The following is a 12,059-nucleotide window of genomic DNA, read 5'->3' as shown; positions in this document are numbered from 1 at the left end:
ATTCCCACAGCCATTGCACCCCACCCCTTAATCCCCTCCCCTTGCTAAGGGGAGGGGAGACAAAGCGTAGCTTTGGCGGGGTGAGGTGATTCCGGATTAGTTAGTAATTACCAATATTTATATTCTGATAAAAGTTATTCATTATTTAGTTATTAGCGAACTTTTTTAGCCAAAAACAACAGCTATCTTGAAGAATGATCCATAATTCAGACTTTAAAAATAGGGTGCGTTACTGCGTTAGCCTCAATCACCATGCTACCAAACATTACTAACACCCAACTCCAAACTCCTAACTCCAAACTCCTAACTCCTAACTCCCCACATATTTTTAAACACATATAAAAAATTCCGTGTTCGCTTCTCTACATAACTGTTTTCAATAAGATGATATTGGGGCTAACTTTGGAGAAGATGCTATTTTCACTTCATTATGCAAATCTGCCAAAATCCCAATTGCTCAAATCCATTTAATTCTGATAGCAATAGATTTTGTGTCAGTTGCGGACAAAGCAACTTTGGCAAACTTCTGAGAAACCGTTACCGAGTATTGGGGCTGTTAGGCGAAGGTGGGTTTAGCAAAACTTACGCTACAGAAGATGTAGATAGACTCAATGCGCCTTGCGTCATCAAGCAATTTTTCCCACAATTTCAAGGAACTGGACAACGTACTAAAGCAGCGCAATTTTTCAAAGAAGAAGCGTTTCGCTTGTATGAACTCGGAGAAAATCATACCCAAATTCCTCGATTACTTGCTTATTTTGAACAGGGTACTAGTTTGTACCTCGTGCAAGAATTTATTCAGGGAAAAACTCTTTTACAAGAAGTCCAAAAACAAATCTATGGTGAAGCAGAAATTTGGCAACTTTTAGCTGATTTATTGCCAGTTCTAGAATTCATTCATAGCAGTAATATTATTCACCGGGATATTAAACCAGAAAATATTATCCGCCGTACCAGTGATGGCAAACCAGTATTAATTGATTTTGGTGGTGCAAAGCAAGTCACACAAACGAGTATAGGCAGACAAGCCACAGTAATTTATACACTTGGTTATGCACCAACCGAACAAATGGCTGGTTTTGCTTGTCACGCCAGTGATTTATATGCTTTAGGCGTAACTTGCGTGCGTCTTTTAACTCAATGTTTACCTTTACAAGATGTTTCTGGACAAGTTAAAGATCCTATTTATGATGCCATGAACGCTAAATGGTTGTGGCGGGAACGATTACAAGAAAAAGGGATTATTATCAGCGACGAATTAGGAAAAATTTTAGATAAATTACTCAAACATTTACCCAGTGAAAGGTATCAAACAGCAACAGAAGTTATCAAAGATTTGGAGTTTATCCAATCAAATCTTGAACCTATTGCACTCAAAATGGTTTCTCTTCCCCAACCTATATTACAGCCGCCACCACCAAAAGTAATAGTACCGTTACCGCCTCTAGAAAGTTTTGAATTTGATGTGGTGACGGTAGACACAGCAGGTAGAGAAGTTAGCCGTGTTAGTCGCAGTACAAAATTTTTTGCTGAAGAATTGGGTAAGTCTGTCACCCTGGAAATGGTATCAATTCCTGGCGGTACATATATGATGGGTTCGCCAGACTTTGAAGGAGACGCTGACGAACGTCCTCAACACCAAGTGACTGTAGAACCATTTTTTATGGGAAAATTTCCTGTAACTCAAGGACAGTGGAGAGTAGTAGCAGCATTACCCAAAGTCAACCAAACCTTAAATCCTCATCCCTCAAAATTCAAAGGTTTTGATAGACCAGTAGAAAATGTATCTTGGCATGAAGCTGTAGAATTTTGTCTGAGGCTATCACAAAAAACTGGACGCGACTATCGTTTACCCAGTGAGGCGGAATGGGAATATGCTTGTCGTGCTGGAACTAAGACATCCTTTCACTTTGGCGAAAACATTACCACTGATTTGGTTTGCTGTGCTGACGAACCAAAAAGCAAATTCCGCAAAGAAACAACTAACGTCGGCAGTTTTGAAGTAGCCAACGCCTTTGGATTATACGATATGCACGGGCTAGTTTGGGAATGGTGCGCCGACCCGTGGCATAACAATTATCATGATGCACCTACCGATGCAAGTGTTTGGGAAACTGGCGGTGATGTGCATCGTCGAGTTTTACGCGGTGGTTCTTGGAGTTTTAGCGCCGAACTTTGTCGCAGCGCCAGCCGTAGTTGGAATGAGTCAGACGGCGGGTTGAGAATTTGTGGCTTTCGGGTGGTATTTTCCCAAGAAACTTGAAACTGAAATCCAAAATCAAGTTTTGAAGTTCAAAATCAAGTTTTGAAATCTAAAATCAAGTTTTGAAGTTCAAAATCAAGTTTTGAAGTTCAAAATCAATATTTTTGGAAAAAATACCGGAAATCTACTTACAGTTTTGTAGAGTGCTGCCAATTCTAGATAATTTATACCCGTTAAAACTTGGAAATTATTAATACAAATTTTGGCAAGAGTAGTTGACAAGTATAAAATTATACTTTAATATAAAAGCATGACAAAGGCGATCGCCTGTTCCGCCAAGATCAATGCGATCGCCTTTAGTCATCCCCCTACAGGAGATAGATACAATCATGACACAATTACCACAATCCGCCCAATCAAAGGTAGAGCAGTTCTTGGGTGAAAATTTAGATACACCCACCCCCAAAGAATTTTCCCCACAGCGACTTCCTAAAAGAGAGCCAATTAAGCACACGCTGACGGGTTCATCCAAAACTGTTATCAGTACAATTCATCATTTGCAAGTAATTGGTTACGCCAGTGTCGGAGACTGGAGTCCACTGATACCAACTGGTAAACCAAATGAGGTAATGAGCATTTTAATCCGTTACATTCTCATGCAATAACCCAAATTGTAGAGACGTTGCAATGTAACGTCTCTACTATATTAATTATCTGCCTTAATAATTTCGGTGAGGTAAAACGATGGTCATCGAAGCTAAAAATCTTGCCCTACCAGACCACACTCAACTACCAGAGTCCGATGGTACTTTCGTGAAAAATTTTCAAGAACATCCCCAAAGTATTCTCTTAACTGACTCGATTCTGCCACGATTACAAGAAATTCATCCTGACGGTTATTACTGCATCGGTCAAGATTCTGGTATTTACTGGCGATTAACAGAACCACCAGAACGGGGTGCTGAAGCACCAGATTGGTTTTACGTGCCAAATGTACCACCAACTCTTGACGGTCAATTCCGGCGTTCTTATGTTTTTTGGCAAGAATTAATTGCGCCAATGATTGTTTTAGAATTTGTCTCTGGAAATGGGGAAGAAGAACGAGATAAAACGCCCTACCAAGGTAAATTCTGGATTTATGAAAATATCATCCGTCCTCCCTATTACGGCATTTATGAAGTGAAAAAAGCATCGGTGGAAGTCTATCAATTAGTGGCTAATCATTACGAAAAAATGGTTCCCAATAGTAGAGGACATTATCCAATTGCACCGATGGGTGTGGAATTAGGTATTTGGCAAGGTAATTTTTTATTAGACAAAGAAATACCTTGGTTGCGATGGTGGGATGAACAAGGTAATTTACTCCTCACAGGAGACGAACGCGCCGAAGTCGAACGCCAACGTGCGGAAACCGAACGCCAACGGGCGGAAACCGAACGCCAACGCGCGGAAGCAGTAGAACAAGAAAATCAGCGATTGCGGGAACAGTTACGTGCATTGGGTATCGATCCTGACACGTTGAGTTAGCCAAAACACCCTTAGGAAATTTGAGATTTGAGAGAAAAATTCAAATCTCAAAAAAATCCAAAACCCTATGTAGAGACGCGATTTATCGCCGCTTCTGTAGAACAATTATTTTGACAAATAATCCTTAACCCAAGCGTATTAGAATATGAGCTAAGCTGGTAATATATAGAACAAACTGCTTGTAGTTCTGAGTTATGCAAATCTGCCAAAATCCTAATTGCTCAAATCCCTTCAACCCTGATAGCAATAGATTTTGCACAAGTTGTGGACAAAATAACTTTGGTAATCTGCTGGGAAATCGTTACCGTGTTTTGCAACTCTTGGGCGAAGGTGGGTTTGGCAGAACTTATACAGCAGAAGACACGGGTAGATTTGATGATATTTGTGTCATCAAACAATTTTTTCCCCAAGTGCAAGGAACAGCAGCACTAACTAAAGCAACGGAATTATTCAAACAAGAAGCGAAACGACTTTATGAATTGGGAGAAAATCACTCTCAAATTCCGAGATTGTTAGCTTATTTTGAACAAGGCGCAAGTTTGTATCTCGTGCAAGAATTTATTCGCGGGCAAACTTTACTCAAAGAACTTCAGCAACAAGCTTTTAGTGAAGCGCAAATTCGAGAACTTTTAGCAGATTTATTACCAGTCCTGGAATTCATCCACCATCGCCACGTCATCCATCGGGATATTAAACCAGAAAATATCATGCGAAGACAGAGCGATCGCAAACTAATTCTCATAGATTTTGGCGGTGCAAAACAAGTAACCCAAACCAGTTTAGCCAGACAAGCCACAGGAATTTACACCGTTGGTTATGCCCCAAGCGAACAAATGGCAGGATTCGCCACTCCTTTAAGTGATTTATATGCTTTGGGTGCTACTTGTGCGCGGCTTTTAACTCAAAGTTTGGCTGTGGAAGATACCTCTGGAAATCTCCATGACCGTGTTTATGATGCTTTTAATGGTCAGTGGTTGTGGCGAGAAATTTTGCAGGAAAAAGGTGTTACTATCAGCGACGATTTAGGGCAAATTATTGATAAATTACTCAAGCATTTACCAAAGGAAAGATATCAATCAGCAGCAGAAGTTTTAGAAGATTTAAATTCCCCAAAACCCAAAATTCCAACAACAATTATCTCCATTCCCCAACCGCAATTACCAAAAGTTCAAGCAAACACCATATCTCTACAAACTTTTGAATTCGATGTAGTTACAGTAGACGCAACAGGTAAACAAATTAACTATAAACGCCATAGCGCAAACTTTTTTATTGAAGACTTGGGAAATGGTGTATTTCTAGAAATGGCATCCATTCCTGGTGGTACTTTTATCATGGGTTCACCAGATAACAAGGGAAAAGCTAACGAACGTCCACAGCATCAGGTAACAGTTCGTGAGTTTTTGATGGGTAAATATCAAATTACCCAAGCGCAGTATGAAGCCATTATGGGGAATAACCCTGCTTACTTCCGCACCAATGGTGCAAACCGACCTGTAGAAAATGTGAGTTGGAAGAATGCGCTGGAATTCTGTCAAAAGTTGAGTCAAAAGACAAAACGAAATTATCGGTTACCGAGTGAAGCTGAATGGGAATATGCTTGTCGTGCTGGAACCACTACACCATTTTATTTTGGTGAAACTATTACCGTAGATTTAGCAAACTACAACGGAAATTACACATACGCTTCTGCACCAAAGGGTCAATATCGCGGACAAACAACACCAGTAGGCAATTTTCCACCTAACGCTTTTGGTTTATACGATATGCATGGTAACGTCTGGGAATGGTGTCAAGATTACTATCATAATAACTATCAGTACGCACCAATTGATGGTAGTGCCTGGTTACAAACTGGTTTATTCTCGAATTTGTTATCTGATAGACTGGTGCGCGGTGGTTCTTGGGGCTTCCTTCCAGAAGGTTGTCGCAGTGCAAATCGTAAGGCTGACGGTGCGGATCTCCGTTTCAACAGTATCGGTTTTCGTGTCGTCTCCGTTCTTCCATAAGGACTTGTTTAACCTTTACACTTCTTAGTTTTATCCTTTTCACACAAAGTGCGATCGCAATTTTTCACAACAACAATTAGGGATTACTAAGTAGGTCAACTTAATTAAACATAAAACAATGGTAGGGTGCGTTATCGCAAAGCGTAACGCACCTCAATTGCTATAGTACAGTCTACAGAGGTGCGTTAGCCTACGGCATAACACACCCTACATTTATTTATTGACATCTACGTATGAAGTTTTTTTAGGTTGAGCTACTTAAAAAATAAATTATTCAATCTTGTGGGGTGGGCGTCTCGCCCGCCCATCAGTAAGGGCGGACAAGATGTCCACCCCACAATAAAAGTTGGATGTTTTTTAATTTGGAAGTCTCTTCTTAAATCAAGCTAATTCCTGAATCGATATATTTTCAGTGGGGATTTAAATCCCCTACTGAAAATGTCTGTAATTTTGAATTTTGAATTTTGAATTGTTTATTACCCGTACCTAACTATAGGAATCCTATTTGATTTTTGAACAAAATTCCGTACACTTTACTCTTTTATAACCCTGTTGCCTATTCCCTATTGCCTCTTGCCTGCCTATACAGATCAGTTCATTAATCAAATCGGACTGCTATATGAGTAACTACCAATTATCAGCTGTACCTTTCTTGTAAGGCTCACCGGTAAAAGGTTGTATGCCAATAGTAGGATAAGCATCATCATTAGGCCCAAAAATCCGCATTGCAGCTTCATAAATATACTGTGCCATGTCAGCAAGCATTTGGGAAATCTTGGTAATATTCATATTATTTGGACTCCTAAATTTTTGAGTCACTTTAGTTGTGATATTTATACTTTAATCCTGATTCTGTTAGCTAGCAGCAACTCTCAATATATTGAGAATGTATGCAATGTTTATTCAGATAAGTTTGCAATACTTTAGCTTTTCAAAAAGTCAAAATTTTTTTCCTTAATTCTAATTGTAACATAGCTATAAGAATCCGCTTTGATTCCTGAAATTATTTGCGTAGAGAGGGAACAGGGAACAGGGAACAGGGAACAGGTAAGAAGGAATCAAAGTGTACCTAGCTTAACAAAAATCAAATACGAATCCTATATAGCAATCTGATTTCAATTGTGAACAATATCGATGTTGACTGTTGAGTGTCAACAACCTGAACCAAAATAATTTATTTTTGCGAGTTACCTTACCTGAAGCGTATTGGCTCATAGCGCTATTAATAGCTATTACTATTAAAAAATATTAAATTTTTGATAAAATTATTGTTAATATGCCTAAAAACCAAGGTTTTTCAGTGGTTTTTCAAACATATTTGCTACAAGTTGACAAGATTTATGGTAAATATTACCATAAATCAAAGAGGCATTTTTATAAGGCAGCTCTGCCATGACAACTTTCCCAGATTTGGACTATGTACATAAACAACAAGGCCAGCAAAACCAGGAGTTAAACCTGTGTGCGGATGACTACAGCTTGCTGACTGACCTTTATCAATTGACAATGGCGGCTTGTTACACAGGGGAAGGTATAGAACAACGACGGGCAAGTTTTGAATTGTCTGTCAGACGCTTACCAGAGAATTTTGGTTATTTAATTGCAATGGGTTTGACGCAGGCGTTGGAATATTTAGCGAAATTACGCTTTAGTCCATCGCAAATTGCAGCATTACAGGCTACGGGAATTTTTGCTGGAGTCAGCGATCGCTTTTGGTCGTTGTTAGCCCAAGGCAAGTTCACCGGGGATGTTTGGGCAGTACCAGAAGGTACGGCTGTGTTTGCCAATCAGCCATTGTTGCGGGTGGAAGCACCTCTTTGGCAAGCACAATTGGTGGAAACTTATCTGTTAAACACTATTAATTATCAGACTTTGATTGCCACAAAAGCGGCACGGTTGCGGGATGTGGCTGGAGAGTCAGCAACACTTTTGGAATTTGGCACCAGACGGGCCTTTAGTCCCCAGGGGTCTTTGTGGGCGGCGCGGGCGGCCTTGGCGGGTGGTTTAGATTCTACTTCTAATGTGTTAGCAGCGCTACAACTGGGTCAAAAGCCAAGTGGTACGATGGCACACGCCTTAGTAATGGCACTCTCAGCCATAGAAGGCACTGAAGAACAAGCCTTTAGTGCATTTCATCGATATTTTCCGGGTGCGCCATTGTTGATTGACACCTACGATACCATCGCTGCGGCCCAAGGCTTAGCGGCAAAAGTAAATTCCGGTGAAATGCAATTAACAGGCGTGAGATTGGACTCTGGTGATTTAGTTGACCTCTCAAAACAGGTGCGATCGCTACTTCCCAATGTGCCAATTTTTGCTAGTGGCGACTTGGACGAGTGGGAAATTGCCAGACTCAAAGCTGCTGGGGCAGAAATCGACGGTTACGGATTGGGGACGCGATTAGTTACAGGTTCTCCTGTAAACGGAGTTTACAAACTTGTAGACATTGATGGCATCCCAGTGATGAAACAATCCAGTGGAAAGGTAACTTATCCAGGACGCAAACAGATTTTTCGCTCGTTTATAGGAGGTAAGGTAAAAGCAGACAGATTGGGACTTTTAGGTGAAAGTTCGGGGGAAGAACAACCATTATTGCAGTTGGTAGTTCAGCAGGGTAAACCCACGCAACCGTTGGAAACTTTAGAAACAATTCGCCAGCGTACTACTGCCTCCGTTGCTAGTTTGCCAGAACAGACACGGCGCTTGGATCGTCCTGTGGCCTTAGAAGTAGAAATTTCTGAGAAGTTGCAGGTGTTAACACAACAGACTCAGAAACGTAGACGCGCCAGCGACTTACCGCAGGCTACCGCATTCGGGTAGCGTCTCGTTAGAGAAGGACGCAAAGTAATAGCAATTTGAACAATGATTGCGATAGATGGATGAATCGCCAAAAAGCTTATTTAGTGACTCTTCCATAATCCAAAATCTAAAATCCAAAATCCAAAATCCCACAAGATGATGAGAATTGCTTTATTTGGCACAAGTGCCGATCCGCCAACTGCTGGACATCAAAAAGTTTTAAGTTGGTTATCTGAAATTTACGATGGCGTGGCGGTTTGGGCAGCAGATAATCCATTTAAGTCCCATCAAACACCTTTAGAACATCGGGCGGCAATGCTGCAATTATTGATTGCGGATATCGATGCGCCACGACACAATATTGCCTTAGAACAACAATTGAGTAGCTTGAGAACCCTGGAAACAGTGGAAAAAGCCAAAGTGCGTTGGGGTAAAAATGTTGAATTAACATTAGTCATTGGTTCCGATTTACTTACTCAGCTACCACGCTGGTATCGTATTGAAGATTTGTTACAGGAAGTGCAACTATTGATTGTGCCGCGACCGCGATATGCAATAGATGAGTCTAGTTTGGAACAAGTGCAAAAGTTAGGAGGGAAGATAGCGATCGCTAGTCTAACCGGTCTAGATATTTCCTCAACAGCCTACCGCGAACATGGAGATTCTCAAGCCCTGACTCCCCCTGTAGTTGCTTATATTCATCGAGAGCATTTATACAAATGCCAGGACGCCAGCAAAAAAAGATTTCAACTCCGGTAAATCAACAACCTTTGGCCGATTTCAAGGTTGGTGTTGATAATGTAATTTTTTCTGTAGATACTGCACAAAATCGGCTGTTAGTTCTGTTAGTAATGCGGCAGCAAGAACCATTTTCAAATCATTGGAGTCTTCCCGGCACATTAGTCCGTCCAGGAGAGTCTTTAGAAGATGCCGCCTATCGCATTATGGCAGAGAAAATCAAGGTCAACAACCTTTATTTAGAACAACTTTATACTTTTGGAGGCCCGAATCGCGACCCACGGGAAGCAACCGATAGTTATGGCGTTCGTTATTTATCTGTTAGTTATTTTGCCCTAGTGCGATTTGAAGAAGCTGAATTAATTGCCGATGGCGTCGCCGGCATAGCTTGGTATCCGGTTAAACAAGTTCCACAATTAGCTTTCGATCACAATGAAATTTTGACCTATGGACATAGGCGTTTGCGAAATAAATTAGAGTACAGTCCAGTGGCTTTTGAAGTCTTACCAGAAATGTTCACGTTAAATGATTTATATCAGTTATACACCACAGTTTTAGGCGATAATTTTGCCGATTATTCTAATTTTCGGGCGCGTTTACTAAAATTAGGTTTTTTATCCGATACCGGAATAAAAGTCTCACGCGGTGCTGGTCGTCCGGCTAGTTTGTATAAGTTTGATGCCGAAGCCTTTGCCCCGTTGAAAGATAAACCTTTGGTGTTTATTTAATGATGACTGTTGACTGTTGACTGTTAACTGTTGACTGTTGACTCTGAGGAATTATTATTTTCCCTTCATCTCATCATGCCCAATGCCCAATGCCCCATGCCCCATGCCCAATAACTAATAACTAATATGAAAATTGCCATCGCTCAAATTAATCCGATAATTGGTGATTTACTAGGAAATGCCAGACAAATCCTAGAAGCGGCACAACGCGCTGTATCTGGGGGTGCGCGTTTGTTACTAACACCAGAACTTTCTTTGTGTGGCTATCCACCAAGGGATTTATTATTAAATCCTAGTTTTGTGGAAGCTATGAATATAACTTTGCAAAACTTAGCCCAGGATTTACCAGCAAATTTAGCTGTGTTAGTAGGAACTGTTCAACAAAATATCACAGCACATATTACTGGCGGTAAAAGTTTATTTAACAGTATTTCTTTGTTAGAAAATGGCAAAATCAAGCAAGTTTTTCACAAGCGACTTTTACCTACTTACGATGTTTTTGATGAACGGCGCTATTTTGAACCAGGCTTGCAAGCTAATTATTTTACTTTAGATAATCTCAATATTGGCGTTACTATTTGCGAAGATTTATGGAATGATGAGGAATTCTGGGGTAAACGTAGTTATGCTGTGAATCCCATTGCTGATTTAGCAATTTTAGGTGTAGATTTAATTGTTAATTTATCTGCTTCTCCTTATACTGCGGGGAAACAAAAGTTTCGGGAAACAATGCTCCAGCATAGCGCAGTGCGTTTTCAACAACCGATTATTTATGCAAATCAGGTTGGGGGAAATGATGATTTAATTTTTGATGGTCGCAGTTTTGCTTTGAATCGTAACGGTGAAATTATCTGTCGTGCCCGTGGTTTTGAGGCTGATTTGTTGGCGGTGGAATTTGATGAAACACTGCGAGATTTGCAATTAAGTGCTGTGACTCCTGCCTATGAATCAGAAGACGAAGAAATCTGGCAAGCTTTGGTTTTAGGAGTCAGAGATTATGCCCGCAAGTGCCGCTTTTCTAAAGTAGTTTTGGGTTTAAGTGGCGGTATTGATTCAGCATTAGTAGCGGCCATCGCCACTGCTGCCCTTGGTAAAGAAAATGTGCTGGGGGTTCTCATGCCTTCGCCTTATAGTTCTGAACATTCCATTAGCGATGCTTTGGCTTTAGCGAAAAATTTGGGAATTAAAACTGATATTTTACCAATTGAACAGTTAATGCAAGGCTTCGATGGCACCTTAGCCAATTTATTTGCAGGCACAGAATTTGGATTGGCAGAAGAGAATATCCAATCCCGGATTCGGGGTAATTTATTAATGGCGATCGCTAATAAATTTGGCTATCTTCTCTTATCTACCGGTAACAAGTCAGAAATGGCAGTTGGTTACTGTACTCTCTACGGCGATATGAATGGCGGTTTGGCAGTAATCGCAGATGTTCCCAAAACCCGCGTTTATTCACTTTGTTATTGGTTAAACCAAAATAGCGAAATCATCCCCCAAAATGTCTTGACTAAAGCACCAAGCGCCGAACTCAAACCAGGCCAAGTAGACCAAGACTCTCTACCGCCTTACGAAATTTTGGACGATATTTTGCAACGCTTGATTCACGAACACCAATCAGCAGCCCAAATTGTCGCCGCCGGTCACGATACTCTGATTGTAGACCGAGTAATTCAAATGGTGGCACGTGCTGAATTTAAACGCCGACAAGCACCCCCCGGTTTAAAAATCACTGACCGCGCCTTTGGAACTGGCTGGCGAATGCCAATTGCGAGTAACTGGGTTGCTATCAAAAACGCCTACCAAATTAAAACCCCATCTACACCTACATTAGTTTTTTCGGATGGGCAAGATGTCCAGCAGCGAATTAAGTAGATGAGGACACGGGGACACGGGAGACTTCCAAATCAAAATTGAAGAAGAATTCAGAAGTCAGAAATAATTAATTATTTCTTGTGGGGTGGCATTGGTGTAAACTTAAGCTTAAACTCTTGCCCCACAATCGTTTTACCCCTCCCCTCAATCCCCTCCCCGCAAGCGGGGAGGGGATTGAGG

The 12,059-nt window shown here is 40.9% G+C and carries 9 protein-coding genes; 8 read left to right on the top strand and 1 reads right to left on the bottom strand.

The genetic code is table 11. The features are described from left to right. Window positions 1-430 precede the first annotated feature (430 nt). From GNE10_RS23685 to GNE10_RS23665, 4 genes are all read left to right on the top strand, one after another. Window positions 431-2,263 carry a bifunctional serine/threonine-protein kinase/formylglycine-generating enzyme family protein gene (locus GNE10_RS23685; protein WP_185567256.1) on the top strand — a complete coding sequence of 611 codons (1,833 nt, stop codon included), beginning with the start codon at window positions 431-433 and terminating at the stop codon, window positions 2,261-2,263. Window positions 2,264-2,592: 329 nt separating this feature from the next. Continuing rightward, window positions 2,593-2,868 (top strand): hypothetical protein, encoded by a 276-nt coding sequence (locus tag GNE10_RS23675; RefSeq protein WP_185567254.1) that lies wholly within the window; start codon window positions 2,593-2,595, stop codon window positions 2,866-2,868. A 79-nt stretch (window positions 2,869-2,947) separates the two neighbouring features. Next, window positions 2,948-3,730 carry a Uma2 family endonuclease gene (locus GNE10_RS23670; protein ID WP_185567253.1) on the top strand — a complete coding sequence of 261 codons (783 nt, stop codon included), beginning with the start codon at window positions 2,948-2,950 and terminating at the stop codon, window positions 3,728-3,730. 194 nt (window positions 3,731-3,924) lie between these two features. Next, the gene (locus tag GNE10_RS23665; protein WP_185567252.1) at window positions 3,925-5,739 is read left to right on the top strand and encodes a bifunctional serine/threonine-protein kinase/formylglycine-generating enzyme family protein; all 1,815 of its coding nucleotides are present in this window, start codon (window positions 3,925-3,927) and stop codon (window positions 5,737-5,739) included. A gap of 627 nt (window positions 5,740-6,366) precedes the next feature. Here GNE10_RS23665 and GNE10_RS23660 read toward each other — a convergent pair. Next, entirely contained in the window at window positions 6,367-6,528 is a 162-nt protein-coding gene (locus GNE10_RS23660; RefSeq protein ID WP_099071846.1) for a nicotinate phosphoribosyltransferase, read from the bottom strand. A gap of 603 nt (window positions 6,529-7,131) precedes the next feature. Between GNE10_RS23660 and GNE10_RS23655 the strand changes: the two genes are divergently transcribed. The 4 genes from GNE10_RS23655 (at window position 7,132) to GNE10_RS23640 (ending at window position 11,879) form a co-directional block, all read left to right on the top strand. Next, on the top strand, window positions 7,132-8,559 hold the full coding sequence (locus GNE10_RS23655) for a nicotinate phosphoribosyltransferase (protein ID WP_185567251.1): 1,428 nt from the start codon (window positions 7,132-7,134) through the stop codon (window positions 8,557-8,559). A 138-nt stretch (window positions 8,560-8,697) separates the two neighbouring features. Continuing rightward, complete coding sequence (locus tag GNE10_RS23650; protein WP_185567257.1) at window positions 8,698-9,297, top strand: nicotinate-nucleotide adenylyltransferase; 600 nt, start codon at window positions 8,698-8,700, stop codon at window positions 9,295-9,297. Beyond that, window positions 9,258-10,004: an NrtR DNA-binding winged helix domain-containing protein gene (locus GNE10_RS23645; RefSeq protein ID WP_185567250.1), complete on the top strand. Its 747-nt coding sequence runs from the start codon at window positions 9,258-9,260 to the stop codon at window positions 10,002-10,004. Before GNE10_RS23650 ends, GNE10_RS23645 begins: the two co-directional genes overlap by 40 nt. A gap of 126 nt (window positions 10,005-10,130) precedes the next feature. Next, window positions 10,131-11,879, top strand: a complete 1,749-nt coding sequence (locus GNE10_RS23640) for an NAD+ synthase (protein ID WP_185567249.1) — start codon at window positions 10,131-10,133, stop codon at window positions 11,877-11,879. The last annotated feature ends 180 nt before the right edge of the window (window positions 11,880-12,059 follow it).

The organism is Nostoc sp. 2RC, from assembly GCF_014222165.1.
GTDB lineage: Bacteria > Cyanobacteriota > Cyanobacteriia > Cyanobacteriales > Nostocaceae > Nostoc > Nostoc linckia.
This window is presented reverse-complemented; position numbering and strand designations above follow the sequence as displayed.